This window comes from Mesorhizobium sp. P2_F8 (assembly GCF_056403655.1).
On the sequence record NZ_JBFUFB010000010.1, the window covers coordinates 16,303 to 41,950 of the forward strand.

Here is a 25,648-nt window from a genome sequence, read left to right on the forward strand (position 1 = left end):
AGCGCGCGCCGAGACTCTATACCATCCAACGCACAATCGAGGACGACATGAGCGTGGTTGATAAATCTGAGAAGAAATCCGGCGGCCTTGGCGAGACCGTCAGCGTCATCGTGCAGGCGCTTTTGCTCGCCCTAGTCATCCGCACGCTGTTGTTCCAGCCTTTTTCGATCCCATCGGGATCGATGCGCCCGACGCTTCTGGAAGGCGATTATCTGTTCGTCACCAAATGGTCCTACGGCTATTCCCGTTACTCGTTGCCTTTCGGGCCCGACATCTTTTCGGGCCGCATCTGGGGTTCCGAGCCAAAGCGCGGCGACGTGGTGGTGTTCAAGTTCCCGCCTGACCCGTCCGTCGACTACATCAAGCGCGTGGTCGGCCTGCCCGGCGACAAGATCCAGGTCAAGGACGGCCAGCTGTTCATCAACGACGTCGGCGTGCCGCGTGTGAAAACCGGCCAGATCGACAATCCCGACATCACCGAAGAGCCTCGGCCGATCGACGTCTACCGGGAAACGCTGCCCAACGGCGTCAGCTATGACACGCTGGACATCTCGCCCAATTCGATCGGCGACAACACCCGCGAATGGACCGTGCCGCCCGGCCACTATTTCATGATGGGCGACAACCGTGACAATTCCTCGGACAGCCGCTTCACCGTCGGCTTCGTCCCGGCGGAAAATCTGGTTGGCCGCGCCAATCTTGTTTTCTTCTCGATCGCCGGCAAGGCGAGCCCGCTCGAAATCTGGAAATGGCCGACGCTGATGCGCGCTTCGCGCCTGTTCCACTTCGTCAATTGATGGCTTTGAAGCGCCCGACAGGCGAAACACTGGCCGGTTTGGTGAAGGCCAAGACCGGCCATGTCTTCAAGGATCTCCGCTTGCTCGAGACCGCATTGACGCACTCCAGTGCGGTCAAGGCGGCAAGCAACAATCAGCGTCTCGAATTCCTTGGCGACCGAGTGCTTGGGCTTGTGGTCGCCGATATGCTTTTCGAAAAGTTTCCCGACGCGCCGGAAGGTGAAATTGCGCCACGTTTCAATGCACTGGTCGATGCGAAAACATGCTCCGAGATCGGCATCGAAATGCAGCTCGAGGATATGGTTCGGGCCGACGCGGCCTTGAAGACGCGGTCGCGTGGCTCGGGCGGAAACTATCTGGCAGATGCGGTCGAAGCCCTGATCGCGGCGGTTTATGTTGACGGTGGCATCGACGCCGCGCGGCGCTTCGTCCTGCGCTACTGGGAGCCGCGCTCGCGCACGGTTGTGGCAAAGCCGCTCAATCCGAAATCCGATTTGCAGGAATGGATTGCCAAGACCAGCGATGCGCGCCCTGAATATGTGATCGAAAAGCGCGAAGGGCCCGACCACCAGCCGGTCTTCACGGTGTCCTTGCAGGTCAGCGGCTTTGCGCCTTCCACCGGCACCGGCGGCTCCCGCAGGGCAGCGGAAGAAGCGGCGGCTTCGGCATTTCTTTTGCGTGAAGGCGTCTGGGCCAGCGCATCGAGCCAAAAATCGGAGCCGATTTTTGGAAAGCACGATGCGTAGAGTCAAAGTTTTAGAGCGTCCTTTGTGCGTCCAAGTAGACGCGCGCGCTCTGGAGCAATTCCGGGAAAAGTGTATAGCGCTCTCCCTCAGGGAATTGCGTCAAAACAAGGAGATAGAGCGGTTCGGCGTTTCCGTGAAACGATGAACCGCTCTGATGAAGGGAGCGCGGCATGACCGCCACCGAAGACACCTCTCCGGCAACGGAGGTCGCCGCCACGCACTCCGGTTTCGTTGCGCTGATCGGCGCGCCAAATGCGGGCAAGTCGACACTGGTCAACCAGCTGGTCGGCGCCAAGGTGTCGATCGTCACCCACAAGGTGCAGACGACCCGGGCCATCGTGCGCGGCATCGCCACGCATGACAATGCGCAGATCGTCTTCGTCGACACGCCCGGTATCTTCAARCCSAAGCGGCGGCTCGACACGGCAATGGTGACCACCGCCTGGGGCGGCGCCAAGGATGCCGATATCGTGCTGCTTTTGATCGACGCCGAGCGCGGCATCAGGGGCGATGCCGACGCCATCCTTGAGCGGCTGAAGGATGTGCGCCAGCCGATGGTGCTCATCCTCAACAAGGTCGATCGCGTCAAGCATGAGGCGCTGCTGGCCCTGTCGGCTGCAGCGAACGAGAAAGTGCCGTTCAAGCGCACCTTCATGGTCTCGGCGCTGACCGGTTCCGGCTGCAAGGACCTGCTCGACTATCTCGCCGAAGCCCTGCCGGCCGGCCCCTGGTATTATCCGGAAGATCAGATTTCGGACCTGCCGATGCGCCAGCTAGCGGCCGAGATCACCCGCGAAAAGCTTTATCTGCGGCTGCATCAGGAACTGCCCTATTCCTCCCATATCGAGACCGAGAAATGGGAAGAGAAGCCGGACGGCTCGGTGCGCATCGACCAGACCATCTATGTCGAGCGCGACAGCCAGAAGAAGATCGTCCTCGGCCACAAGGGCGAAACCATCCGCGCCATCGGGCAGGCGGCTCGCATGGAGATCGCTGGCATCCTCGAACAGAAGGTGCACCTCTTCCTGTTCGTCAAGGTGCGCGAGAACTGGGGTGACGACCCCGAGCGCTATCGCGAGATGGGGCTCGAATTCCCGCGCTAATCCCGGGGTCGATGAAGTGCTTGCCGTCCATGCAATGATGACTTGATGTCGCCCTGTTGACGGAGCTACCGCTGCTCCCAGGGCGCCGGCAGTACGCATCCGCGCCGCCGACAAATGGCGCGGTGCCGGGTTCGGACACCGCGCTCATTGCGCGCCGAGACAGCGCCAGCCGCGGCAAGCTGCGTCCTTGGCCGGCGAACGAAGCTCTCGGTGCCGTAGTAGGCGACGATGGCGACGGCGATGATCGCCCAGATGGCCACGCCGATCCACTGCTGCTGCACATAGTCGCCGCCGGTGAAGACCTTGCCGAGGAAGCGCACGCTGTTTTGGTGCGTCACGTGCATGATGAAGGCGAGCAGCACGCTGCCGGTGTTTTGATAGAGCCAGGTGAACACAATTCCAGCCAGCACGACATTGATCGTGCTGTAGAGGCTGAGGTCGCCGACCAGGCCGAGCGGGAAGTGCCAGATCGCCCAGATCACGCCGAGGATCAGGCTGCCGGTCAGTGCTGAATGGCTGGCGAGCAGGCGTGGCGTCGCAAAGCCGCGCCAGCCAGGCTCTTCCCCGAGCGGGCCGCTGAAGACTGCGTACAGCGCTATGATCGGCAGCATCTCGGAGAGGGCCGGAATATTGCTCCAGGCCGGTGCTGCCGAGCCAAACAGCGGATTGATCAGGATCGAGATCAATTGTGTTCCGAAGGGCAGGCCGAATGCCACCAGGTACCACAACGGGTGAACCCGCCATTTCACCATCGAGGCGAGGATTGCCTTGACCGAACCCCAGCCGCCGGACAGGGCCGCGACGATGAAGCCGGCGGCCATAGGACCGAAGGTGAACCAGGGAATGCTGTCGCCATTCGACAGCCAGAATGGGATGAACGCCAGCCAGGTCAGGCCAAGCGCGAGCGAAAAGAAGGCGGTCAGCTGGTGCCTTCGCACCAGGTTCGGGACGGAAGTCATGTCGGGTCCTCTCGGCGGGCAGATTGGTCACGAGAGGTCGCCGGGCTGCCCGATCGGTCGACATGCATCTGGAGACGAGCCAGCCGAATTGTTCGGCAGGCCGTGCCGACCGCATCGGCCAACCCGGGTCTATTGGCACCAACGCGGCCAAAAATCCCGAGCGGTTTCTGAAAGATTTCCGATATTTCCGCCGGACAGACATCGCTCCGCTGTCTTGTCGCTACAGGACGATCCGCATCATTGGCGCGCGACCAACTCACACAGAATCGTCTTGATCGGTTGGCTGCCGTCACAATCAGCGACGCGACAGCGCTCCGGCGGGTTCGATCGCCTCGGCAAAAGCAAAACTGGCCGGGCAGGCGTCGCCCTGCATTTCGGCGCAGCGCCAGAGCGCAAGTGGCGGACGGATGCCATCGGATGGTCGGTGGGTGAAGAAATATCCAGCCAGCTTTTCGCCGAAAACAGGCGCATATTTCGCACACAGGCGGCAATTGTAGAAAATTGATGTCTCGAATAGATAATTAGCCGCGAAATTATCTGAAAGTATATTGAATATATGACGTTGTGCCAATTGTGCTAACTGGAAATTCGGTAAGTGTTATTTGTGCAACACAGCATTTATCTGTTGATGGAAAGGGGATTATTTCCAGAATCGTCATTGAAGGCAGAAGGTCGATGGGTATGTTCGCCGCGGAAAAGGGCGAGCGGTGCGCGCCTTTTTCGTTGTGGGGGTGAGGCGGGAAAACATTGCCGCCAGCCACAAATCCGAAGCCATTTAAAATTATGACTGGAGAGTCAGAAAATGAACATCAAGAGCCTCCTTCTCGGCTCAGCCGCGGCACTGATCGCGGTCAGTGGCGCGCGCGCGGCTGACGCTGTCGTCGTCGCCGAACCGGAACCGGCCGAATACGTCAAGATCTGCGACGTCTACGGCGCCGGCTACTTCTACATCCCGGGCACCGAAACCTGCCTGCGCATCGGCGGCTATGTCCGTTATGACATCGGCGTCGGCGATGCCGGCACGTTCGATGGCGTCAACCACGTTCCGGACCATCAGAGCGCCGGCGACACGCACTCGACCTACTACAAGAACACCCGCTTCACGCTGAAGACTTGGACCGGTCAGGAGACCGAGCTCGGTACCCTCAAGACCTACACCGAGACCCGCTTCAACTACGGCAACAGCAGCGGCGACTATCTCAACCAGGCCGCCTCCAATGCGGACGACTGGCAAGGCCGCAACAAGTCTACCTCGCTGCGTTTCGCCTGGATTCAGCTCGGCGGCCTGCGCGTCGGCAAGGACGATACGGCTTTCGATACGTTCATCGGCTATGCCGGCAACGTCATCCAGGATACGCTGGTTCCGTATGGCGGGCAGGAGAGCAACGTCGTTCAGTATTACTTCGACGCAGGCAACGGCCTCACGGGATTGGTCTCTCTCGAAGAAGGCGCCGGCAAGGGCGGCACTATCGACAGCTATGTTCCGCATGTCGTGGGCGGCTTGAAGTACAAGAGCGACTGGGGTGCGATCACTGGCGTGGTCGCCTATGACAGCAACTACGAGGAAGTGGCCGGCAAGGTTCGTTTGGACGTGAATGTCACCAAGGAACTGTCGCTGTTCATCATCGGCGGTTACGGCACGGACGACAACCTCAACGATCCGACCAACGCTATCAACGCCAAAGGTCGCGGCTTCTACAAGCAGTGGGGCGGCAACTGGGCAGTCTGGGGCGGTGGCACCTACAAGTTCAACGACAAGACCGCGTTCAACGCCCAGATCTCTTATGACGACTGGAAGAACCTCGGCGTCGCCGCCAACGTTGCCTACACTGTTGTGCCCGGCTTTACGGTCACGGCCGAAGTCGATTACCTCAATGCTGGAAAGTTCGACGACGCCGACTTCAGCAACTGGACCAAGGCCAACAAGAAGAGCAGCGTCGGCGGCATTCTCCGCTTCCAGCGCTCGTTCTAACGGATCGATTGATCTCACCCAACCGCCGGCAGCGTTATCGCTGCGGGCGGTTTTTTGTGCACTGTGCTGTACCGATCTGTCAGTTGAGCCAAACTCCATACCTTGATTTCGCCATCCAACCGGTGAAAAGCTCTGGAAATGGAATGGYGCGACGAGGGAATCATTCTCGGCACCCGCAAGCATGGCGAAACCAGCGCCATTCTCGAGGTGATGACACGCGCGCATGGCCGTCATCTCGGCCTGGTGCGTGGCGGCCGCTCGCGCAAGCAGCAGCCCGTCCTCCAACCCGGCAATCGCGTCGACCTGTTGTGGCGGGCGCGGCTTGACGAGCATCTCGGCACGTTCCAGGCCGAGGCGATCGAGATGAACGCCGCCCGGCTGATGGACAGCGCGGTGGCAGTCTATGGGCTGCAGACCATGGCCGCGCATCTGCGCCTGTTGCCCGAGCGCGACGCTCATGAAGGTCTCTACGAAACGCTTGCCGTGATGATCGTCCATCTGGACGATGCCGACGCTGCCGGCGAACTGGTGGCGCGCTTCGAGCTTCTGGTGCTGGACGAACTCGGCTTTGGCCTCGATCTCAGTCAATGCGCCGCCACTGGCGTGCGGCAGGACCTTGCCTATGTCTCACCCAGATCCGGACGCGCCGTGTCTCGTGAAGCAGGCTTGCCATGGCGCGACAAGATGCTGGCGCTGCCGGCCTTCCTGCAGCGCGGCTCAGGCCAGCGTGGCGATCCGGCGGCGGTCGACGACGCCTTCCGGCTGACCGGCTTTTTCTTCACCCGCCACGTCTATGAGCCGCGCGGCATCGAACCGCCGGACGCCCGCGCCGGCTTCCTTGCCGCACTGCGCAAACACCACGCGCGCAGCAAGACCATAGCCGGAGAGAACGCAGCATGAGCAAGGTCGAATTGTATCCGGGCTGGGTCTCACCGCTCGGCCTCGGCACGATTCCGCATGCCGACATCCTGGAATACACCGGCCTGGACCTGCTGCAGCGTATCATCGACGGCAAGTATCCGGCGCCGCCGATCTCCTTCCAGCTCAACTTCGCGCTGACCGAAGTGTCGGAAGGACGTGCGGTGTTCCGTGGCGTGCCCAACGAGCGCCACCTCAACCCGCTGGGCAGCGTGCATGGCGGCTGGGCGGCGACGCTGCTCGATTCGGCATTGGGTTGCGCCGTGCAGACGCTGCTCGAAAAGGGTGAGGCCTATACGACCGCGGAGTTCAAGGTGAATTTGACGCGGCCCATTACACCGAAGACCGGCGAGGTGATCTGCGAGGGCAAGGTCGTCCACAAGGGGCGTACTCTGGCGGTGTCGGAAGCGACGCTGAAGGATGCCGGCGGCAAGCTGCTGGCTTTTGGCACCGAAACATGCTCGATCTTTCCCGCGGCCAATCTGGCGGCGCGTTGACTTTCAGGCCGTTTGGCCGCCGCATTTGAATGTCAGTGAGACTGAACGTCAGTGAAAACTGGCCCGGTTTGGGGGAACCGCCATGTTTGAAAGCCTGATCGGCCTTGTCGCCATCATCGCCTTGTTCGTCATCATTTCGCGCCAGCAGAACCGCATCGGCCTGATCGAGCGCGAGCTTGGCGCGCTGCGCAGCTTTGTCCTTTCGGGCGCCGCGCCGCTGGCGGCCAAGCCGTCCGAACAGGCAACCGCCGACAGCGCGCCGCCCGCCGATGTGGCTCCGGCCGTTGCGGCCGCGGCCGATATCGTCCTGCCGGCGGTGAGCGAGGCGGTCGCTGCGCAGGCACCGGTTGCCGAGGCGGAAGTTCCAACCGGCGAGGCCGTGTCCGGGCCATGGGCGCCAAGTGATGCGGCGCCGAAGGCAGCAGAACCTGCCGAGCCGGCCGCGGCAGCGAAAGCCGCCCGCCAGTCGGATGTCGAAACGGCACTCGGCACCCGCTGGGCGGTCTGGGTCGGCGGCATCGCGCTGGCGCTGGGTGGCCTGTTCCTGATCCGCTACACCATCGAGGCCGGCATTTTCGGCCCCGGCGTGCGGCTGACCATGGCCGCTGTTCTCGGCCTGGTGCTGGTCGCCGGCGGCGAGTTCATCCGCCGCACCGGCTTCAAGGTGCCGGTGCAAGGCGTTGCCGGCGCCTATATTCCAGCGATCCTGACAGCGGCCGGTGCCTTCATCCTGTTCGGCACCGTCTATGCCGCCCATGGCATTTACGGCTTCATCGGCCCGGCGCTCGCCTTCACGCTGCTCGGCGCCATTGGCGTGGCGACCATTGCGGCAGCCCTGGTCCATGGTCAGGCGCTGGCCGGCATTGGCCTCGTCGGCGCCATGGTGACGCCGATGCTGGTTGCCTCGCAGGCGCCCAATCCCTGGGCGCTGTTCGGCTATCTCGCGATCGTGCTTGCCGCCACCGGCGTCATCGCCCGCATGCGCGACTGGACGTTGCTGATGGCGGCCGCCTTTTTCGGCACCGGTGTCTGGACCATCCTCTACATGACCGATGCGCCGGGCGCGAACCTCTCCACCATCCTGTTCATCGACGCCGTCACGCTGGCGGTACTTGCGTTTGTCTGGCTCGGCCGTCGTGGCGACGAGGCCGGACCAGCCAGGGCTTTCGACTGGCCGTCCATCGTGCCTGGCCTCTTCGTCGCATTCTCGGCGCTCGGCCTGTCAGTCGACCCGGTCTTCGCCGCAGCCGGCGATGCCTTGCCGGGCGCCGTGCTGATCGCCGCAATGGTGGCCGTCGCGCTTTATCGCCCACTGGCGCTGCCGCTCCTCTATGCCGCAGGACTGGTGACGGTGATGATCTATCTCGGCATCATCCCGCCGACTTCGATCGCCTCCGACTTCTCGGCCGGCGCTCTGGGCGTCGATGGCTTGCCGGTGGCCACGTCCAACGCGCTGACATTGCGTATCGGCATCGCGCTTGGCCTGGTCTTCATAGGCGCCGGCTTCTGGGCCGCCCGCAGGTTCGCCGCCGCGACACAGATCCGCGCGGCCTCATGGGCGGCGTGGGGCGTCATCGTGCCGCTGCTCGTCCTGCTGGCGCTCTGGTTCACCTTCGGCAATCTCGATCGCGACTTTGTCTACGCCGCCGCCGCAGCACTGCTGGTCGTGGTTTTCACGGCCGGCAGCGAGTGGATCGCACGCAGCGAAGAGCCGCCTCTCACCGGCGGCGTGGCGGTGTCGTTTGCCCTGGGCGGTGCGGCCGTCGCCGGCCTCCTGATGCTGCATATGGCGTTCAATTCCGGCTGGACCACCATCCTGCTCGGCGCAGCGGCGATCGTGCCGACGCTGGCGACGCGCTGGCGTTCCTATCCGGTGCTCGGCTGGATTTCGGTTGGCGCGGTGATTGCCGTGCTTGGCCGCGTCGCCTTTGACCCGACCATTGTCGGCGCAGAGTTCCTGTCGACGACGCCGGTCTTCAACTGGCTGCTGCCGGGCTACGGCGTGCCGGCGCTCGCCTTCGGTTTCGCCGCCTGGCAGCTTGCCCGCACCACCAACGGCCGCCCACGCCTCGCCATGGAAGCGGCGGCGGCACTGTTTGCGCTGCTCACGCTCGCCATGCTGGTGCGCCACGCCATGCATGGCGGCGTCATCGACACGGGTGCGATGACGCTCGCCGAGCAGGCGATCTACACGCTGATCGCCATTGGCGCCGGCGCCATCCTTGTCGCCATCGACATGCGCTCGCCAAGCTCTGTGCTGCGCTATGGCTCGATGGCGGCGGGCGTGGTTTCGGTGGCCTTCATCGTCATCCGGCATTTCGTGGTGCTGAACCCGTTGTTCACCGACGAATCGACAGGCCAGATCCCGGTCTTCAACCTGTTGTTCCTCGCCTATCTCCTGCCGGCCATCGCTGCCGGCGGACTGGCGCTCTATGCCAGGGACAAGCGGCCGAAATGGTATGCGCAGATGCTGGCGCTGGTGGCGGCCGTGCTTGCCTTCGCCTACGCCACCCTGTCGGTGCGGCGTCTGTTCAAGGGCGAGTTCATTGGCCTGTGGAGCGGCCTCGGCCAGCTGGAAACCTACACCTATTCGGCGCTGTGGTTGGTGATCGGCGTGGCGTTGCTCACCGCCGGCGTCTGGCTGAAATCGCAGGTGCTGCGCATTGCCTCGGCCGTGCTGATCTCGGTCGCAGTGCTGAAGGTCTTTGTCTTCGACATGTCGGAGCTGGAAGGCGTGTTGCGGGCGTTGTCCTTCATCGGCCTTGGCGCCGTGCTGATCGGCATCGGCCTGTTCTACCAGCGCCTGCTGACGCGGGCGGCAAGAGAGAAAATATCGGTCGGAGAGCAGTGACGACAGGAACTCAATTTAGCCGGGAATAAAACGGCCCGTCATCTCGTTATCTCATTGCTTGGGTGACCGGGGCGGCGGACCGCTTCGCGCTGGCCGCTTGCGCCGCGCCGAGAAGGCGCGTTCAATATCGGATCAACAAGGGCGACCCAGAACCAGCGGTCATGCACGAAAAGAAGGCAGCAATCCTTGGCGAAATACCGCGACTGCGCCGCTACGCACGCTCGCTTGTGCGCGACCGCGATGCTGCCGACGATCTCGTTCAGGATTGTCTCGAGCGGGCGCTTGTCCGGCTCGACAACTGGCAGACGGGAGAAAGCCCCAGGAGGTGGCTGTTTACGATCATGCATCATTTGTTCATCGACCAGATGCGCAAGGTGAACCGACGCGGCGAGGCGACGATGCTTCCGCTGGAAGCAGGCGAGGCGGTGGCCCAGCCTGCCGAGCAGGTGGAGAGCATCGCTTCGCGCGAGATCATCGACGCATTGCAGGCAATCAGCCCCGACCGCCGTGCGGCTCTTGTCATGGTCGCCATCGAAGGGTTTTCCTATGCCGAAGCCGCCAACATTCTGGGCGTCCCCGCAGGCACGCTGATGTCGCGCATTGCGCGCGGGCGTGAGGAATTGCGCGGGCTGCTGGACGACACGGCGCGCCGTCGCGCAATAAGGATCGTCGAGAAATGATCCGCCGCGACTTCTCCGAACGTGACATCCACATGGCGATCGATGGCGAGCTGCCGGCTGACGAGCGCGCCGCCTATGATGCCTGGCTCGACGCCAATCCCGAGATGAAGGCCAGGAGCGCCCGTTTCACCGCCGATCGCACGGCATTGCGCGCCGCCTTCGCCGGCGTGCTGGACGAACCCGTCCCAGTGCGGTTGCGCAAGGTCGTGTTCGGCGAGACGCCGGTCAAGGCTGCGGCCTCGCGCTCGCGCTGGTGGCTTGCCGCCGCGGCGGCCGTTCTTGTGGTCGCCGGCGGGCTTGGCGGCTACCTTGCCGGCATCGACCGCATCGGACAGGAGAATCCGGCCGAAGATCAACTGGCCGAACAGGCAATCGCGGCCCACGTCGTCTTCGCCGCCGAAAAGCGGCATGCGGTCGAGGTGCCGGCCAGCGACAAGGATCATCTCCAGACCTGGCTGTCCAACCGTGTCGGGTTGAAGCTGGTGGCACCGGACCTGACCGCGAACGGTTTCCAGCTGGTCGGCGGCCGGTTGTTGCCGGCCGGAGAAAGCAAGGCCGCGATGCTGCTCTACGAGGACGACAAGGGCGAGCGCATATCTCTCTTCGTCACGGCGCAATCGGCGCAGAATGCCAAGGGCACCTATGCATCGGCGCAAGACGGTCCCCAGGCCGTCTACTGGCTGGACAAGGGCTATGGCTGCGCCGTCGTCGGTTCGCTGCCAAGCGAGCAATTGGCCGTCGTGGCAAAGAGCGCCTATGGCCAACTTCTGGCTGGCCTGGCCAGTTGAAAAGGCGCCGCCTTGATGGCGACGCCAGTCCATAAATAGTGATCCTGTTCAAAGCGTTTTGCATCGCCAGGTTGCCGCCGAATCTGTCACAATTCGGCCCTATTCGAGGTGCGATAGCGCTTTGTGGTCATCAGTATTTCGGCTGATGTCTTGAACGTTTTCCAGTAGGGCATTTCCCACCACCAATCGAGGTTTTCTCAACCCGCATGCCTGCCGAGATCCGCACGGCCCGCGCGTCTGACGTCGATGATCTCGCCGCCGTCGAGAAAGCTGTTTTCCAAAGCGACCGTATTTCCCGCCGCTCCTTCCGCCTGTTCATCGAGCGCGAAACCGCCGAGACGCTGGTCGCTGAAATCGATGGCCGCGTGGCCGGCTATGCGATCGTGCTGTTTCGCAAGGGCAGCGGCGTGGCACGTCTCTACTCGATCGCCACCGGTCCCTTCTTCGGGGGACTGGGTGTTGGCCGCATGCTGCTCGGATCAGCGGAAGAGGCCGCCTTCGAGCACGGCCGTATGATGCTGCGTCTCGAGGTGCGCGAAGACAACAGCCGGGCCATCCGCATCTATGAGCAGGCCCGCTATCGCAAGATCGGCCGCGAATCCGGCTACTACGAGGACGGCGAGACAGCGCTTCGCTATGAAAAGACCTTGCGCGGTGACATTCCGATCGCCACCAAGGTGCCGTTCTACCAGCAGACCTGCGAATTCACTTGCGGCCCATGCTGCCTGATGATGGCGATGGCCAATTTCGATCGCGGCTTCGTGCCGGATCCGGTCATGGAAATCCGACTGTGGCGCGAGGCGACGACTGTCTTCATGATGTCGGGACCCGGTGGCTGCGAACCGTTCGGCCTCGCTGTCTCGGGCTACGAAAGCGGGCTCGCGGCGGAGATCTATGTTTCGTTCTACGGCGCGCTGTTCCTGCAGTCGGTGCGCAGCGAGGACAAGCGCCGGGTGATGGAACTGGCCCAGGTCGACTTTCGCCGCCGCGCGGAACTTTACGGCATCCCGGTGAATTACCGTCCATTCACCATCGACGACATTCGCGCCGCGATCGCGGAGGGAAAACTGGTGCTGGTGCTGATCAGCGGTTTCCTTATGTTCGGCAAGAAGGTGCCGCACTGGGTGCTGGCGATCGGCGATGACGGCGACCATATCCTGATCCACGATCCATGGGTCGAGGACGAAAGACAGGAGACCATCCTTGATGCCGCCAACATTCCCGTGCCGTACGGCATCTTCATGAACATGGCGCAGTTCGGCCGCGACGGACTGCGTGCCGCCATCACTCTGGGAAAGCGCGACAGACAATGACCTGGGTCATCCTTACCGGCCGGCAGAGCGATCTCGACCAGGTGGCGACACCGCACAAGATCATCACCAACCGTGACTATCTTGCGCATCCGTCGCTGTTTCGCGGCCAGCGGCCGAAGGTCATCAACCTGTCGAACAATTACGGCTACCAGAGCCGCGGCTACTACGCCTCGCTGCTGGCGGGCTCGCGCGGCCACAAGGTCATTCCGACCGTCGAGACGATGATCGACCTGTCGGAGCGCAAGCTCTACGAACATGCGTTGCCCGAACTGGAACTGGCACTCAACAAATGTCGCAAGGATCTCGGCGGCGCCTTTCCAACCAAGGTCTGCATCTTCTTCGGCATCGGCCCGTCGAAAATCTGGGACCGGTTCGCCAAGCTGTTGTTCGACTGGTTCCGCGCACCGGCACTCGAAGTCCACATCAAGGACAGCGCCGAATGGGCTTCGATCCGCAAGATCGGCTTCCATCCGCTGGCGCGGATGACCGAGGATGAAGAAAAAAGCTTCATCCAGTGCCTGGAGACCTACACCAACCGCGAGTGGCGCGACACCAAGGGCCGCACGCCGGCGCGCTACACCTTCGCCACGCTGGTCGATCCGCATGAGGAATTGCCTCCGTCGGAGATCTCGTCGCTGCGCTACTGGGCCAAGATCGCCGAAAAGATGGGCGTCGAAATCGAGCCGATCACCAAGCGGGACCTCGCCAAGCTCGCCAACTACGACGCGCTGTTCATCCGCGAGACCACCTCGATCTCCAACCACACCTATCGTTTCGCCCGCCGTGCCCAGCAGGAAGGCATGCCGGTGATCGACGATCCACTGTCGATGATCCGCTGCACCAACAAGGTCTATCTCAACGAGCTGATGGCCTACAACAAGGTGCCGGTGCCGCCGACGGTGATGATCGCCGGCAGCTCGGATCTCGAACTGGCGGCGCAGACGCTCGGCTTTCCGCTGGTGTTGAAGATCCCCGATTCGTCGTTCTCGCGCGGCGTCAAGAAATGCGCTGACTTCGAGGAGTTGAAGACGCTCGCCACGGAATGGCTGGAGGATTCCGATCTTCTGATCGCGCAGAAGTTCATTCCGACCGAATATGACTGGCGTGTCGGCGTGCTCGGCGGCCAGCCCCTGTTTGCCGTCCACTATCTGATGGCCAAGAAGCACTGGCAGATCGTCAACCACAAGGCCAACGGCAAACCCGACCAGGGCGGCATCAAGACCTTCACGCTGAAGGAAACCCCGGCGCATGTCGTCGAGACGGCGGTGAAGGCGGCGCGCTGCATCGGTGACGGGCTCTATGGCGTCGACCTCAAGGAAACCAAAGATGGCGTCTTCGTCATCGAGGTCAACGACAATCCGAACCTCGACCATGGCTGGGAAGATTCCGGCGAAAAGGACGAGGTCTGGGTGCGGCTGACGCAGTGGTTCCTGGAGCGGCTGGACCGGCCGGGGCGCTAATTTGATCGGGGGTGGATATGCTGTTCGTCGTGATCGAGGACTTTCGCGGTTGCGATCGCAAGGATATCTACCGTCGCTTCAGCGATCGCGGCCGCCTGAAGCCGGACGAGTTGCTCGTGCACCATAGCTGGATCGCGGCGGATATGAGCCGCTGCTTCCTGCTGGTGGAGGCTGATGACGTCACGCTGCTGCAGCGCTGGGTCATCGAATGGGCCGATCTGGTGGAGTTCGAGATCGTTCCCGTGGCGACGAACAAGGACATGGTGGAGGCATTGAGCGGGCACCTCTGAGAGGCGGCAGTCAACGGCCCTCGGTCAGCGCCGGCGATTTGACCGTGCGCACGCATTCCTCGATCAGCCACTGGCGAAATGCCGCCACCACATCGCGTCTCGCGCTGCGTTCCGGGATTGTCAGGCAATAAGGCTGGCGCAGCTCCAGCGCCTGGGCCAGCGGCCTGACCAGCCGGCCGTCTTCCAGCGCTTCGGCACAGTAGACCCCTTGCGCCAGCGCCACGCCAAGGCCGGAAATGGCAAGATCAAGGGCGGCCCGTGACGAATTCGCCGAAAGGCCGCGTTGCGCTGCCCGGCCAGGCTCGATGCCCATCGCTTCGAACCAGTTGCGCCAGGACGGGAACGACGCGCCCGTTGGGCCCCAGTCGGTGTGGATCAGCGGCAGACCGGTGAGGGCGGTACCGTCCAGATATCTGTTCGTCGCAACGAGATCAGGGGCGCAAACGGGGTAGACGGCATCCCTGGCGATGTCTTCCGTTGCCTGGTCGCGATAGTGCGAACGGCCATAGGAAAGGCGGATGTCGATCAGGTCGCGGTCGAACGATACCGGGTCGTCTTCGCCTCTGAGCGATATGTCGACAGCGCCGTGGGCCGCGACAAAGCCCGCCAGACGCGACGACAACCAGCCCATCGCCATGGATGGCGGGACTGACACGACGAGCCGGGAGCGGAACTCGGCGCCGCCCAGTTCGCGTGACACGCTGCCGATCTCACCGAATGCCGTTGTCAGCCGAGGCAGTATTTCCCTGCCGGCGTCGGTGAGGACGACGCGGCGGTTGACCCGGTTGAACAGCTTGCGGCCCATCTGGTCCTCGATGGTCCGGATCAGCTGGCTGACCGCGGCAGCCGAGATGGACAGCTCCTGGGCTGCCGCGGCAAAGCTGCCGGAACGCGCCGCCGCTTCGAAAGCCTGGAGTCCGCGCAAGGATGGAAAAGCGATCATGCTGCCCGATAGATAAGTTGACCTTATCTAAATCGCATAATTCATCGTTTTCAGAAAGCTTTCTTGTTGAATACGATATGGGCGTCGACATTTTCGAACTCCGGATGACGCCAGTGGACCATCGCGACGTAATCGCATCGTTGACGCAGCAAGAGCGCAATCGCCTGACCGCCAAATCAGACGTCGCGGGCCTTGTCCAACTTGGTGCTCATTGGGGTGCGATCATCATCATCGGATCGCTGATCGCCGCCAAGGTCCCGTTCTGGCCGCTGCTGATGCTGCCGCAAGGCATCCTGATCGTCTTCCTGTTCACGCTGCTGCACGAGACGGTGCATCGCACGGCCTTCGAAACGCAGTGGCTGAACGATGCCGTGGCGCGGGTGTGCAGCCTGGCGATCGGGCTGCCTGCGGACTGGTTCCGCTATTTCCATTTCGCCCACCATCGATACACCCAGGACCCGGACAATGATCCGGAACTGGCTTTCCCCAAACCGGAGACATGGAGGCAATACCTCGTCCATGTCTCCGGCATCCCGGTGTGGTGGGGGCACCTCAAGACGCTTTGTGGCAATGCGAAGGGCCGCGGCCGGGAAGGCTATGTGCCGCCAAAAGGCTACGCCAAGGTGCGCGTCGAGGCGCAAGCCATGCTTGCCTTCTATACCGGGGTCATTCTGCTGGCCGTCTATTTCCGGCTTACGGTGCTCCTCTACGTCTGGATCGTGCCGGCCTTGCTCGGGCAGCCATTTCTGCGCCTCTATCTCTTGGCCGAGCATGGCCGTTGTCCATTCGTCGCCAACATGTTGGAGAACACCAGGACCACGCTGACCAATTGGCTGGTGCGCAAGCTGGCGTGGAACATGCCGTTCCATGCCGAGCATCATGCCTATCCCGGCGTGCCGTTTCATCAATTGCCGGAGTTTCATGCGCTGATCGAGCGGCATCTGAAGATTGTCGAACCGGGCTATGTCAGCTTCCACGAAAAATACATCGAGACATTGCGCTGATGCTGCGCGGTTGCATACCGGTCGCGCCCTGCTTGAAGACGCGACCGGTACGACGGCTAGATTTGCGCAATACCGCCGTCGACGAACAGCTCGGCGCCGGTGACAAAGCTGGAATCGTCCGAGGCCAGGAACACGGCCGCCTTGCCGATCTCATCGAGATCGCCGAGCCGGCCCATTGGCACCTGGTTGGCAAGGAAATCGAGCAAACCCTTCTGGTGTTCGGCCTCAGGTCCGGCAAGCTCGGCGAGACCCGTTGTACGGGTCGGACCGGGACTGAGAATGTTGACGCGGATTTGCCGCTCCTTCAGGTCGAGAATCCAGCTGCGGGCAAAATTGCGCAGGGCCGCCTTCGACGCGCCATAGACGCTGAACGCCGCCGCGCCAGTTGAGCCGGTGGTCGAACCAGTCAGGATCACCGATGCACCGTCCACCAGCAATCCAAGCGCCTTCTGCACGGTGAACAGCACGGCTTTGACGTTGCGGTCGAATGTTTCATCATAGTGCTGTTCGCTGATCTGCCCGAGCGGCAGCATGGAACCGCCGCCAGCATTGACCGAGAGCACGTCGATCCGGCCGCTTTGCGCTTTCACTTTGGAATAGAGTCGGTCGAGATCGGCGAAACTGGTCGAGTCGGCCTGGATGCCGGTGGCGTTCTTCCCGATTGCCGTGACGGCCTTGTCGATCTCGGCCTGGCGCCGTCCGGTGATGTAGACATGGGCGCCTTCAGAGGCGAAGCGCTTGGCGATGCCAAGGCCGATGCCGCTGCTGCCGCCGGTAACCACGGCGATCTTTCCTTCGAGTTTCCGTGTCATTTTCGTCACTCCTGTTGTCGGTGACAGAGACATATGGACAGGTAGTTCTTTTCGAAATAGCAATGTTTGCAAACAATCGTTGCAGGATTGGTGATGTCGAAAGTTCCGGACTTCGAAGGATTGGCCATGTTCGCCAAAGTCGCGGAGGAGCGGTCCTTTGCTGCCGCCGCGCGCGTGCTCGGCCTGTCGGTGGCGACAGTATCGCGTGGCGTCAGCCGACTGGAGGAGCGGCTTGGCGCGCGGCTTTTCAACCGCACGTCGCGGCGTCTCGCCCTCACGGATTTTGGTCATCGTCTCGCCGAGCGGGCGTCGCGCCTCTACCGTGACGCGGAGGATGCCGAGAATGCGGCACGCGAGCTGTCGGCCAGTCCGCGCGGCCTTGTACGTCTGGCCGTGCCGATGTCGTTTGGGCTGCGGTGCGTTGCGCCGTTGCTTCCTGATTTCTTCAAACTCTACCCCGACGTGTCGATCGATATGCATCTGAGCGATGCGGTCGTCGACCTGGTCGGTGATGGGTTCGATGCAGCACTCCGGATTGCCGTCCTGCCGGATTCCTCGCTGGTTGCGCGGCGCCTGTGCAGCATTGCTCCGTTCATCGTCGCGGCACCGACCTATCTCGCCCGGTATGGCCGTCCAGGCACGCCGCGCGACCTCGACGCGCATCATTGCCTTGGCTATGCCTATCGTCCTCGGCAGGACGTCTGGCATTTCAGCAATGCCGCGGGTGACAGGGAGGCCGTCACGCCCTCCGGGCCATTGCGGGTGACCAATTCTGACGCGCTGGTTCCAACAGTGCTGGCCGGAATGGCGATTGCCGAGCTGCCGGAATTCATTGCCGGCGAATACCTTGCCGATGGGCGCCTGGAAGCGATCCTGACCGACTGGACTTTGCCGAGGGGCGCGCTGTATTTCGTCACGCCCTCAGCACGCTCGCGCCCCGCCAAGGTCGAAGCCGTCGCCGGTTTCATGGCCGCGCATCTGTCACAGCCAAGTTGGCCAGGGCCGAAATAGCGGGTACCGCCGGTTCAACCGGATTGCCCGAAGGCGGCGACGGTTGGCATCAGCAGGCGCTGAATATCCGCCGCCCTTGACGGCAACCCGATCAGATAGCCCTGCGCTTCGACACAGCCATTGACGCGCAGAAAGTCAAACTGCATCTCGGTCTCGACACCCTCGGCGGTGACCGTGATGCCGAGCTCGGCGCCCAGCCCGATAATGGTGCGAACGATTGCTGCTGTGTCGCGATTGCCGATGTCGCGGATGAACGAACGGTCGATCTTGATCTTGTCGACCGGAAAACGCCGGAGATAGCCGAGCGAGGAATAGCCGGTGCCGAAATCGTCGAGCGCAATGCGGATGCCCAGCCCTCGCAATTGACGCAACGTCTTCAGCACGGTCTCGCTTTCGTCCATCAGCACGGTTTCGGTGATTTCCAGTTCGAGCCGGCTGGCCGGGACGCCGGAGAAGGCCAGCGCCGAGATGACGCTGCGGGCAAAGCCGCCGCTTTTGAGCTGCACGGCCGAGACATTGACCGCAATGCGCAGGGAAGGCCAACTTGCCGCCGCCACGCAGGCTTTCCTCAATGCCCACTCGCCAAGCGGCACGATCAGCCCGGTTTCTTCGGCGACGGGAATAAAGTTGTCCGGCGCCACCGTGCCGCGTGTCGGCGAATGCCAGCGCATCAAGGCTTCCGCGCCGACGATCCCGCCGGAGCCTATGTTCATGATGGGCTGGAAATCGAGATCGAATTCGTGGCGCGGCAACGCTGTCTCAAGGTCGACCTCAAGCGCCCGGCGCGCCTGCACCGTGGCGTCCATTGCTGGCTCGAAGAATCGGTAAAGGTTGCGTCCTTCGCTCTTCGCCCGGTACAGCGCCGTGTCGGCGTTCTTCAGCAGCGTATCGGCATCCCTGCCGTCGTCGGGGAAAACGGCGATGCCAAGGCTGATGCCGACATGCATCTCCCGGCTCTTGTCGCGAAACGGTTGTGCGATCGCCTCGACGATACGTTTCGCCAGCTTTTCCGCGTCGGCAAGGTCTTTGAAGTTGGACTGGATGATGACGAACTCGTCACCGCCGAAACGGGCGACGATGTCTGTTTCATCGCGCAGGCAACGCCGCAGCCTCTCGGCCACGCTTTTCAGCAGCCAGTCGCCGGCCGGATGCCCCAAGGTGTCGTTGATCGCCTTGAAGCGGTCGAGATCGAGAGAGAAGATCGCCAGCGGTGAAGTCGCATCCTCCAGCGCCTGGTCGAGCCGTTCGCGAAGCATCGAACGGTTGGGCAGTCCGGTCAGCGTGTCGTGATGCGCAAGATGGGTCATGCGCTCCTCGACCAGCCTGCTTTCGGTGACGTCGTCGAACGTGGCGACCCAGCCGCCACCACTCATCGGCCGACGCGCGATCATCAGCGTTCGTCCGTCGGCAAGCTGACGAGGGGTCGATCGCGTCTGGCCGATCTGCAGGCGGGCTTCAGTTTTGAGGACCTCGCCATCGATATCGATGGGCGGATAGACACCCAGGCGTACAAGCCGCTCAAGGAGTTCGCGCAGACCCATGCCCAGCGGAAGGTCTGCCTCGCTGACACCATAGAGCTCCAGAATGCGTTGGTTGCGCACGATCAGCCTGCCGTCGGCGTCATACATCAGCAGGCCTTGCGACATGTTGGCAAGTGCTGCGTCGAAGCGGCGATGCTGCTCCTTGAGATCCCGTTCTGCGCGTCGCTGTTCGGTGATGTCCTCGTAGATGGAGACCCAACCGCCCGAAGCCAGCGGGCGATGCGAGATGTTGATGATACGACCGTCCGACAGCGTCTCCTCGTAGGTCGAGGCTTTGGCCTGGTCGATATAGGGCTTGCGGATGGCGTAGAGTTCTTCGGCGCTTTGCGAGGCGATGCCGATGTCGACGCTGTGGCGCAGGATGTCGAGGAACCGGATGCCGGGCCGCATCACCTTGGGGTCGAGGCAGAAGATGTTGATGTAGTTGACGTTGCAAATAATCATGCGCTCGTCGGCGTCGAACATGCACAGCCCATGCGACATGTTCTCGACCGCAGCCGAAAAGCGTTCGTTCTGTTCGCGCAGTTCGTCTTCAATGGAGCGCGGCCGATCCATGCCTTCGGCCCCCGGTTCCGGGACGGTCGAACCATCCTTGGCATCAGCGACGGGCATAAGGCGCCTGCGGATCGTGATCGAACGGGCTAGTGTGGTCGCCGCCGGTTAATTTAGCGTTTTTCAGCCGATCACGGGTGCTGGAACCTGGTGGCGCGACTTCTCGATTGCCGAAAAGCGCTTCAGGAACGCATTTTGCGCTGAGGTCACCGAGCGTGGCGTGAAATCGAAGCGATCGGCATTGAAACCGCGCGGACGGCCGAAGAATTCGGTCGCCTCGGCAGTCGAAAAACCGGCAAGCAGCGTTGCTTCGAAATAGGCGGCGATCTGGTCGGCGCGCTTGATCTCCTTGCGCAACGCAGCAGCTGGTTCCGGCGGCAACGAGAAGCGCAGATGGATGGCGCGCTGCAATCGCAATTCACAGTCCTTGTAGCTGCCGCCCATCACCGATTTGAACGGCGAGATCATGTCGCCGATGACATATTCGGGGGCATCGTGCAGCAGCGCCGCCAGCCGGGCGTCGGTCGAAGCCGCAGGCACCAGGTCGCAAAACAGCGCCTCGACAAGCAGCGAGTGCTGGGCGACCGAAAAGGCGTGCTCGCCTCTGGTCTGGCCGTTCCAGCGGGCAACGCGGGCGAGCCCATGCGCGATGTCCGAAATCTCGATGTCGAGCGGCGAGGGGTCGAGCAGGTCGAGCCGGCGGCCGGACAGCATGCGCTGCCAGGCGCGTGGCGGCGCGCCGACGCGATCGGCCGCCATCAGGCCTCCTCCGCGCTGACGGCTTCCTGCGGAAAGCTGAACTTCGCCCAGGCGGGGATGGTCACGGCAACCGGCACGTCGCCCGCCATGATCGGCTGGCCGGCGTCGAGCGCCGCCTTGACCCTGTCGATGCGGGCAATGGCGAGCCCGATCGTGCCGGCGTTCGAGCCAAGCGTGCCGACCGGCCGTCCCTCGACGGTCAGTTCGGTGCCCGCGGCGGGCAGGGGAAGTCCGGCCTGGACGATCAGCACGCGCCGCCTGGCCGTGCCGCGATGCTGCATCCGCGAGACAACCTCCTGGCCGACATAGCAGCCCTTCTTGAAACCGACGCCGCCGGTTTCGTCCAGCAGCACGTCGTGCGGGAAGGCGTCTCCTAGTTGGTAGTCGCTGCCGCTTTCGGCAATGCCGCTGGCGATGCGGGAGGCCTGCCATGCGGCAAGGTCGCTGCGCTCATCCGCTTGGCCATAGCAACGCGTGACTGCGCCGTTCGCAAAGCGCGTGTCGGCCGCCGTTGAATCAGATTGTGAGGGCGTTGACTCATCTCCCCATGCGACGGTGACAAGCGCCTGATCCGCTTTGGCAATCTCGACCTTGGCGCGCAGCTTGTAGAGCGTCAGCCGGCGTACGAAATCATCTGAAATGTCGGCCCGGCATTCGAGCCTGAATGCATTCTCGCCGGCCCGCGAGATCAGGAAATCGAACAGGATCTTGCCTTGCGGCGAAAGCAGCGCGCCCGGTTTTGCTTGGCCGGGTGTCAATACGTCGAGATCGGTGGTCAGGATGTTCTGCAAGAAATGCTCGGCATCAGGCCCCGAGACGGAGATGAGCGCGCGGTCTTTGAGCTGGGCAAAGGGCATTGGCGAAAGCAGCCTGATCTTGCAAAACGGTCGGCCTTTACGTAAGCCGCTGGCACTCCCCCCGCAAGAGAGCATGGCCATGACCTACGACCTCATCCTGACAGGCGGCACTGTGGTCAACCATGACGGCGAAGGGGCTCGCAACGTCGGTGTGAAGGACGGCCGCATCGCTGCCATCGGCGATCTCGGCCAGGCCTCGGCCGGCGAGACGATCGACTGCCGCGGCCTGCACATCCTGCCGGGTGTCGTCGACAGCCAGGTGCATTTCCGCGAGCCGGGACTGGAGCACAAGGAAGATCTGGAGACGGGTTCGCGGGCGGCGGTGTTGGGAGGTGTCACCGCCGTGTTCGAGATGCCCAACACCAATCCGCTGACCACCAGCGAGGCAGCGCTTGCCGACAAGGTCCGCCGCGGCAGCGGTCGCATGCACTGCGATTTTGCCTTCTGGGTTGGCGGCACCCGCGAGAATGCGAAAGACGTCGGCGAGCTCGAGCGGCTGCCGGGTGCGGCCGGGATCAAGGTTTTCATGGGCTCCTCCACCGGCGACCTCCTGGTCGAGGACGATGAAGGCGTCGCTTCGATCCTGAGGAATACCCGCCGCCGCGCCGCCTTTCACTCTGAGGACGAATTCCGGCTGCGCGAGCGTCAGGGCGAACGCATCGAAGGCGACCCGTCATCGCACCCGATCTGGCGCGATGAGATCGCCGCCTTGCGCTGCACCGAGCGGCTGGTGCGCATCGCGCGCACTGTTCGCGCCCGCATCCATGTCCTGCACATATCGACGGCCGAGGAGATCCTGTTCCTCCAGCAGCACAAGGATGTCGCGACCTGCGAGGCGACGCCGCATCACCTGACCCTGTCGGCTGACGATTACGCGCGGCTCGGCACGCTGATCCAGATGAATCCGCCGGTGCGCGACATCAGACACCGCGATGGCGTCTGGCATGGCATTGCGCAAGGCATCGTCGACGTGCTCGGCTCCGACCATGCACCACACACACTGGCCGAAAAAGCCAAACCCTATCCGGCCTCGCCGTCGGGGATGACCGGTGTGCAGACGCTGGTACCGATCATGCTCGACCATGTCAACGCCGGCCGGCTGACGCTGCAGCGCTTTGTCGACCTGTCCAGCCACGGTCCGCTGCGCATCTTCGGCATGGCGAGAAAAGGTCGCATCGCCGCCGGCTATGACGCCGATTTCACGATCGTCGACATGAAGCGGCGTGAGACTATAACCAACGCGCAGGCCGGCTCGAAAGCCGGCTGGACGCCCTATGATGGTAAGCAAGTCACCGGCTGGCCGGTCGGCACCATCATTCGCGGCCGCCGCGTCATGTGGGAAGGCGAGATCGTGGCACCGGGCCAGGGCAGGGCGGTGGAGTTTTCCGAGGCATTGCCTCGCTAGGCCCCAACCTCCCGCAAGGYGGGCCAAAAAGGCTCAATCGCCGGCGACGAAGAATGTCCACTGTCCGGTGGGCGTGATGCCGACGCGGTAGAAGATGTAGGCGCCGAACTGCTTCATGTCGTCGAAATCGCCGGCGGTGACGATCTTGAACAGTTCGACCCGCTGCTTGGCGTCGAGCTTGTCCAGTGGCAGCGCGAAGAAATAGGGCCACACATAGAGTTCTTCCGGCTTGCCGGCATCGAGGTGGACGTAGCCGGCATTGAGCACCTCTTCCAGGATGGCCAGGATCTCCTGGCCGTCCGGGTCGCCGGAGAGACCCTTGAGGAAGGTGATGGCGTCGCCGTCTATATCGGTCAGCGACAATTGTGTCGTGCTGTCGCCCGTGCCGATCAAAGGCCGCAGCTTTTCGATGTCGCCGCTTTTGCAGGCTTCGACGATCAGGTCGTGCATGCGCCGTACCGGTTCCGGCAGCTTGCCGAGATCGTAGACGACCTCGGGCACCGGCGTTTCCGGATCGACGCGCGGCCTGGTTACGCCGCCGCCGCTCGGCGGGCTGTCCGGCTCGGCTTCGTCAGGGCCGGCCGGCTTGCTGGTTGGAGGCGGCGTTCCGACCGGGTCGGGCATTGGCACCGTGCTTCCCGGCGGCGACATGTCGTCGTCCGCCGGCGGCGTGACGGGTGCGGGGAGCTCTTCGCGCTTGATCTCGCTCAGCGCATAAGCAGGGCTGCTGACGAGAACCAGGGGAATCGCGGCACAGCCAGCGGCGAAGCAGATGTAGAGGACCAAGCCAACCGGCTTGCCTGACATCGAAAAACTCACTGCCCGTTTCTCCCTGCTTCCGGGCATGACGCCCGAGCGGCATTCTGCCGTCAAAGAACCGGATGTCGGTTCAGTGCCGCAGCCGTTCAGGTTCGAAGGCGCCAGCAATCACCTTTTCACGCATACGGTCGAGCAGGGCAAGGGCCGAGGTCTCACCATTGGCACGCAACATCTCGCCGAAGGCGGTCTCGAGCGCTGCCTCGGCAATGATCTCGGGCTCTATACCGGCGGAGAGACCTTCCGCCCAGGCTTCGCTGTGGCTTTCCACGGCGGTCAGGCGCTTCTCTTCCCTGACCAGCGCGTCGATGTCGTTGACACCATGTTCCATATGCGATGTCCACCCTTTCAAGCGGCGATCCGTCGATGCGGATCAGGCTTGATCTGTTCATTTCACACGCAGGGTCAATTAAGTATTTGTAAATACGACATTTTTTTGATCGTTTTTTACAGAGCCCGATTGCCTTGCGCGAAGCTGCGTTCAACTCAGGACAAACTTAGCCGATTAGGGCGGCCTGCGGGGCGAAAACCTTCAGTTTGAGTTAATTCCGCATTCGTGCGGTAAGGTTTCGTTAAGACTGTTGCAGAAGTGCCACATGAGGATTGCACCAAGATGCCACCTGACACAAGTCGGAGGTCCGAATATCTGTGGATGGGCAGTTCGGAATGCCTAGTTGCCATAACGCGAGGCGATGTCGCGCGACAGCGTCTCGCCTTCCTTCATATAGCGGCTGATGGCTTCGGTGGCCGAGGGGGTGCACTGCGTGTAGGTGCCGCCGAAGGAGCGGTAGCCGCGATTGAAGCTGGCGATGAAGCGGGCGCGCCGCTCGGCGTCCGGATTTTCCGAATCGAGCAGCTTCTGCATCTCGACACGCCACTGGTCGCCTTTCTCACCGCACAAATTGCGCAGGAAATGCAGCGATCCCAGAACTTCCGCCAGCCGCATCAGCCCGGGCTCGAACGGCGATTCGGCACTGAGCGCCGGTCGCGTCGAGACGGCCGAGCTAACGGCCAGACATACGGCGAGGAGCAGGGATGGACGGTTCATAAGCTCTCTTGGCCAAATAGCATAAGTCTTTGTGGCGAAACAATTTGTCGCCCGCAAGGCGATTTTCAGGGGTGCAGCCCGACGTCTGCGCCTAGGCCCAACAGGTCTTGGGCGACGGCAAGGACCGAGCCGGCAAGTGGCAGCCTTGCCATCTCGCTGAGCGTATAGAAGGCGGCTGTCTCGGCGTCGTCGCTGGCCACCGCCTCGCCGCCGGCATAGGCGGCTCCGAACACCGTCAGAAGGTAATCGACCGGGTGGGCGTCATCCCTGCCGTCGATGTGGATTTCCCGAAGCGGCCGGTATTCGGTGGCGTGCAAGCCGGTTTCTTCCAGCAGTTCGCGCTTTGCCGCAGCCTCCAGCGTCTCGCCGGCCTCGACCTTGCCGCCCGGAAAGGCATAGAGCCCTTGCGATGGCTGCCGCGCCCGCTTGATCAGGAGTACGGTGTCGCCGCGCACGACGGCCACCGAGACGGCCGGAAGTGTCTTGCGCGCTTCGTTCATGGATTCCCGATCAGGCTCATCTGAAG

The 25,648-nt window shown here is 62.7% G+C and carries 26 protein-coding genes; 15 read left to right on the forward strand and 11 right to left on the reverse strand.

The annotated features are described in order from the left end of the window. Positions 1-47: 47 nt before the first annotated feature. From lepB to era, 3 genes are all read left to right on the forward strand, one after another. Entirely contained in the window at positions 48-797 is a 750-nt protein-coding gene (gene lepB / locus AC1DZP_RS23625; protein WP_477226243.1) for a signal peptidase I, read from the forward strand. Beyond that, positions 797-1,543, forward strand: coding sequence for a ribonuclease III (gene rnc / locus AC1DZP_RS23630; RefSeq protein ID WP_457154092.1), 747 nt, complete (start codon positions 797-799; stop codon positions 1,541-1,543). Before lepB ends, rnc begins: the two co-directional genes overlap by 1 nt. Positions 1,544-1,713: 170 nt before the next feature. Continuing rightward, positions 1,714-2,646: a GTPase Era gene (gene era / locus AC1DZP_RS23635; protein WP_379026024.1), complete on the forward strand. Its 933-nt coding sequence runs from the start codon at positions 1,714-1,716 to the stop codon at positions 2,644-2,646. A 65-nt stretch (positions 2,647-2,711) separates the two neighbouring features. Here the strand turns inward: era and AC1DZP_RS23640 are convergent, their stop codons facing one another. Together AC1DZP_RS23640 and AC1DZP_RS23645 are read right to left on the reverse strand one after the other, a co-directional pair. Continuing rightward, positions 2,712-3,605, reverse strand: coding sequence for a CPBP family intramembrane glutamic endopeptidase (locus AC1DZP_RS23640; protein WP_477305733.1), 894 nt, complete (start codon positions 3,603-3,605; stop codon positions 2,712-2,714). Positions 3,606-3,900: 295 nt separating this feature from the next. Beyond that, entirely contained in the window at positions 3,901-4,176 is a 276-nt protein-coding gene (locus AC1DZP_RS23645; protein WP_477305735.1) for a hypothetical protein, read from the reverse strand. A gap of 231 nt (positions 4,177-4,407) precedes the next feature. On the opposite strand from AC1DZP_RS23645, the gene AC1DZP_RS23650 reads away from it, so the two are divergent. The 9 genes from AC1DZP_RS23650 (at position 4,408) to AC1DZP_RS23690 (ending at position 14,374) form a co-directional block, all read left to right on the forward strand. Then, on the forward strand, positions 4,408-5,577 hold the full coding sequence (locus AC1DZP_RS23650) for a porin (protein ID WP_095086569.1): 1,170 nt from the start codon (positions 4,408-4,410) through the stop codon (positions 5,575-5,577). A 138-nt stretch (positions 5,578-5,715) separates the two neighbouring features. Continuing rightward, entirely contained in the window at positions 5,716-6,477 is a 762-nt protein-coding gene (gene recO, locus AC1DZP_RS23655; RefSeq protein ID WP_477305737.1) for a DNA repair protein RecO, read from the forward strand. Further along, positions 6,474-6,992 (forward strand): PaaI family thioesterase, encoded by a 519-nt coding sequence (locus AC1DZP_RS23660; RefSeq protein WP_477305739.1) that lies wholly within the window; start codon positions 6,474-6,476, stop codon positions 6,990-6,992. The genes recO and AC1DZP_RS23660 overlap by 4 nt, the downstream gene beginning before the upstream one ends. A gap of 82 nt (positions 6,993-7,074) precedes the next feature. Beyond that, complete coding sequence (locus AC1DZP_RS23665; RefSeq protein ID WP_477226248.1) at positions 7,075-9,843, forward strand: DUF2339 domain-containing protein; 2,769 nt, start codon at positions 7,075-7,077, stop codon at positions 9,841-9,843. A 161-nt stretch (positions 9,844-10,004) separates the two neighbouring features. Next, positions 10,005-10,523: a sigma-70 family RNA polymerase sigma factor gene (locus tag AC1DZP_RS23670; RefSeq protein ID WP_457153973.1), complete on the forward strand. Its 519-nt coding sequence runs from the start codon at positions 10,005-10,007 to the stop codon at positions 10,521-10,523. Next, positions 10,520-11,311: an anti-sigma factor family protein gene (locus AC1DZP_RS23675; RefSeq protein ID WP_457153972.1), complete on the forward strand. Its 792-nt coding sequence runs from the start codon at positions 10,520-10,522 to the stop codon at positions 11,309-11,311. Before AC1DZP_RS23670 ends, AC1DZP_RS23675 begins: the two co-directional genes overlap by 4 nt. Positions 11,312-11,517: 206 nt before the next feature. Next, entirely contained in the window at positions 11,518-12,624 is a 1,107-nt protein-coding gene (locus tag AC1DZP_RS23680; protein ID WP_477305741.1) for a peptidase C39 family protein, read from the forward strand. After that, positions 12,621-14,084, forward strand: a complete 1,464-nt coding sequence (locus AC1DZP_RS23685) for a RimK family protein (protein WP_477226250.1) — start codon at positions 12,621-12,623, stop codon at positions 14,082-14,084. The genes AC1DZP_RS23680 and AC1DZP_RS23685 overlap by 4 nt, the downstream gene beginning before the upstream one ends. Before the next feature lie 17 nt (positions 14,085-14,101). Next, positions 14,102-14,374, forward strand: a complete 273-nt coding sequence (locus AC1DZP_RS23690) for a DUF3303 domain-containing protein (protein ID WP_457153773.1) — start codon at positions 14,102-14,104, stop codon at positions 14,372-14,374. Between the two features lie 10 nt (positions 14,375-14,384). On the opposite strand, the gene AC1DZP_RS23695 is transcribed toward AC1DZP_RS23690, so the two are convergent. Then, a complete protein-coding gene (locus AC1DZP_RS23695) occupies positions 14,385-15,317 on the reverse strand; it encodes a LysR substrate-binding domain-containing protein (protein WP_457153772.1) in 933 nt (310 codons plus the stop codon). A gap of 113 nt (positions 15,318-15,430) precedes the next feature. Between AC1DZP_RS23695 and AC1DZP_RS23700 the strand changes: the two genes are divergently transcribed. Next, positions 15,431-16,321, forward strand: coding sequence for a fatty acid desaturase family protein (locus tag AC1DZP_RS23700; RefSeq protein ID WP_457153775.1), 891 nt, complete (start codon positions 15,431-15,433; stop codon positions 16,319-16,321). A gap of 56 nt (positions 16,322-16,377) precedes the next feature. Here the strand turns inward: AC1DZP_RS23700 and AC1DZP_RS23705 are convergent, their stop codons facing one another. Next, positions 16,378-17,133: an SDR family oxidoreductase gene (locus AC1DZP_RS23705; protein ID WP_477305743.1), complete on the reverse strand. Its 756-nt coding sequence runs from the start codon at positions 17,131-17,133 to the stop codon at positions 16,378-16,380. A 93-nt stretch (positions 17,134-17,226) separates the two neighbouring features. Here AC1DZP_RS23705 and AC1DZP_RS23710 point away from each other — a divergent pair, with 93 nt between their 5' ends. Next, on the forward strand, positions 17,227-18,144 hold the full coding sequence (locus tag AC1DZP_RS23710; RefSeq protein ID WP_457153770.1) for a LysR family transcriptional regulator: 918 nt from the start codon (positions 17,227-17,229) through the stop codon (positions 18,142-18,144). Positions 18,145-18,158: 14 nt separating this feature from the next. On the opposite strand, the gene AC1DZP_RS23715 is transcribed toward AC1DZP_RS23710, so the two are convergent. The 3 genes from AC1DZP_RS23715 to ygfZ all read right to left on the reverse strand — a co-directional run bounded on the left by AC1DZP_RS23715 (position 18,159) and on the right by ygfZ (position 21,853). After that, positions 18,159-20,297, reverse strand: a complete 2,139-nt coding sequence (locus AC1DZP_RS23715) for a putative bifunctional diguanylate cyclase/phosphodiesterase (RefSeq protein WP_477226252.1) — start codon at positions 20,295-20,297, stop codon at positions 18,159-18,161. A gap of 63 nt (positions 20,298-20,360) precedes the next feature. Next, entirely contained in the window at positions 20,361-20,996 is a 636-nt protein-coding gene (locus AC1DZP_RS23720) for an HD domain-containing protein (RefSeq protein WP_477305744.1), read from the reverse strand. Further along, the gene (gene ygfZ / locus AC1DZP_RS23725) at positions 20,996-21,853 is read right to left on the reverse strand and encodes a CAF17-like 4Fe-4S cluster assembly/insertion protein YgfZ (protein WP_477305746.1); all 858 of its coding nucleotides are present in this window, start codon (positions 21,851-21,853) and stop codon (positions 20,996-20,998) included. Before ygfZ ends, AC1DZP_RS23720 begins: the two co-directional genes overlap by 1 nt. Before the next feature lie 73 nt (positions 21,854-21,926). Between ygfZ and AC1DZP_RS23730 the strand changes: the two genes are divergently transcribed. Next, the gene (locus AC1DZP_RS23730) at positions 21,927-23,258 is read left to right on the forward strand and encodes a dihydroorotase (protein ID WP_477305748.1); all 1,332 of its coding nucleotides are present in this window, start codon (positions 21,927-21,929) and stop codon (positions 23,256-23,258) included. 33 nt (positions 23,259-23,291) lie between these two features. On the opposite strand, the gene AC1DZP_RS23735 is transcribed toward AC1DZP_RS23730, so the two are convergent. The 4 genes from AC1DZP_RS23735 to AC1DZP_RS23750 all read right to left on the reverse strand — a co-directional run bounded on the left by AC1DZP_RS23735 (position 23,292) and on the right by AC1DZP_RS23750 (position 25,622). Then, positions 23,292-24,077, reverse strand: coding sequence for a hypothetical protein (locus AC1DZP_RS23735; protein ID WP_457153426.1), 786 nt, complete (start codon positions 24,075-24,077; stop codon positions 23,292-23,294). Between the two features lie 70 nt (positions 24,078-24,147). Further along, positions 24,148-24,405, reverse strand: coding sequence for a hypothetical protein (locus AC1DZP_RS23740; RefSeq protein WP_008874920.1), 258 nt, complete (start codon positions 24,403-24,405; stop codon positions 24,148-24,150). A gap of 339 nt (positions 24,406-24,744) precedes the next feature. Next, the gene (locus AC1DZP_RS23745; RefSeq protein WP_095086530.1) at positions 24,745-25,122 is read right to left on the reverse strand and encodes a TIGR02301 family protein; all 378 of its coding nucleotides are present in this window, start codon (positions 25,120-25,122) and stop codon (positions 24,745-24,747) included. 65 nt (positions 25,123-25,187) lie between these two features. After that, complete coding sequence (locus tag AC1DZP_RS23750) at positions 25,188-25,622, reverse strand: NUDIX hydrolase (RefSeq protein ID WP_477305750.1); 435 nt, start codon at positions 25,620-25,622, stop codon at positions 25,188-25,190. Positions 25,623-25,648: the final 26 nt, after the last annotated feature.

What these genes read in the sequence shown, in the direction of transcription:
- lepB (WP_477226243.1), top strand. Translation starts at nt 48, where the DNA reads ATGAGCGTGGTTGATAAATCTGAGAAGAAATCCGGCGGCCTTGGCGAG.
- rnc (WP_457154092.1), top strand. Translation starts at nt 797, where the DNA reads ATGGCTTTGAAGCGCCCGACAGGCGAAACACTGGCCGGTTTGGTGAAG.
- AC1DZP_RS23640 (WP_477305733.1), bottom strand. Translation starts at nt 3,605, where the DNA reads ATGACTTCCGTCCCGAACCTGGTGCGAAGGCACCAGCTGACCGCCTTC.
- AC1DZP_RS23650 (WP_095086569.1), top strand. Translation starts at nt 4,408, where the DNA reads ATGAACATCAAGAGCCTCCTTCTCGGCTCAGCCGCGGCACTGATCGCG.
- AC1DZP_RS23660 (WP_477305739.1), top strand. Translation starts at nt 6,474, where the DNA reads ATGAGCAAGGTCGAATTGTATCCGGGCTGGGTCTCACCGCTCGGCCTC.
- AC1DZP_RS23665 (WP_477226248.1), top strand. Translation starts at nt 7,075, where the DNA reads ATGTTTGAAAGCCTGATCGGCCTTGTCGCCATCATCGCCTTGTTCGTC.
- AC1DZP_RS23670 (WP_457153973.1), top strand. Translation starts at nt 10,005, where the DNA reads ATGCACGAAAAGAAGGCAGCAATCCTTGGCGAAATACCGCGACTGCGC.
- AC1DZP_RS23675 (WP_457153972.1), top strand. Translation starts at nt 10,520, where the DNA reads ATGATCCGCCGCGACTTCTCCGAACGTGACATCCACATGGCGATCGAT.
- AC1DZP_RS23680 (WP_477305741.1), top strand. Translation starts at nt 11,518, where the DNA reads ATGCCTGCCGAGATCCGCACGGCCCGCGCGTCTGACGTCGATGATCTC.
- AC1DZP_RS23685 (WP_477226250.1), top strand. Translation starts at nt 12,621, where the DNA reads ATGACCTGGGTCATCCTTACCGGCCGGCAGAGCGATCTCGACCAGGTG.
- AC1DZP_RS23690 (WP_457153773.1), top strand. Translation starts at nt 14,102, where the DNA reads ATGCTGTTCGTCGTGATCGAGGACTTTCGCGGTTGCGATCGCAAGGAT.
- AC1DZP_RS23695 (WP_457153772.1), bottom strand. Translation starts at nt 15,317, where the DNA reads ATGATCGCTTTTCCATCCTTGCGCGGACTCCAGGCTTTCGAAGCGGCG.
- AC1DZP_RS23705 (WP_477305743.1), bottom strand. Translation starts at nt 17,133, where the DNA reads ATGACACGGAAACTCGAAGGAAAGATCGCCGTGGTTACCGGCGGCAGC.
- AC1DZP_RS23710 (WP_457153770.1), top strand. Translation starts at nt 17,227, where the DNA reads ATGTCGAAAGTTCCGGACTTCGAAGGATTGGCCATGTTCGCCAAAGTC.
- AC1DZP_RS23715 (WP_477226252.1), bottom strand. Translation starts at nt 20,297, where the DNA reads ATGCCCGTCGCTGATGCCAAGGATGGTTCGACCGTCCCGGAACCGGGG.
- AC1DZP_RS23720 (WP_477305744.1), bottom strand. Translation starts at nt 20,996, where the DNA reads ATGGCGGCCGATCGCGTCGGCGCGCCGCCACGCGCCTGGCAGCGCATG.
- ygfZ (WP_477305746.1), bottom strand. Translation starts at nt 21,853, where the DNA reads ATGCCCTTTGCCCAGCTCAAAGACCGCGCGCTCATCTCCGTCTCGGGG.
- AC1DZP_RS23730 (WP_477305748.1), top strand. Translation starts at nt 21,927, where the DNA reads ATGGCCATGACCTACGACCTCATCCTGACAGGCGGCACTGTGGTCAAC.
- AC1DZP_RS23740 (WP_008874920.1), bottom strand. Translation starts at nt 24,405, where the DNA reads ATGGAACATGGTGTCAACGACATCGACGCGCTGGTCAGGGAAGAGAAG.
- AC1DZP_RS23745 (WP_095086530.1), bottom strand. Translation starts at nt 25,122, where the DNA reads ATGAACCGTCCATCCCTGCTCCTCGCCGTATGTCTGGCCGTTAGCTCG.
- AC1DZP_RS23750 (WP_477305750.1), bottom strand. Translation starts at nt 25,622, where the DNA reads ATGAACGAAGCGCGCAAGACACTTCCGGCCGTCTCGGTGGCCGTCGTG.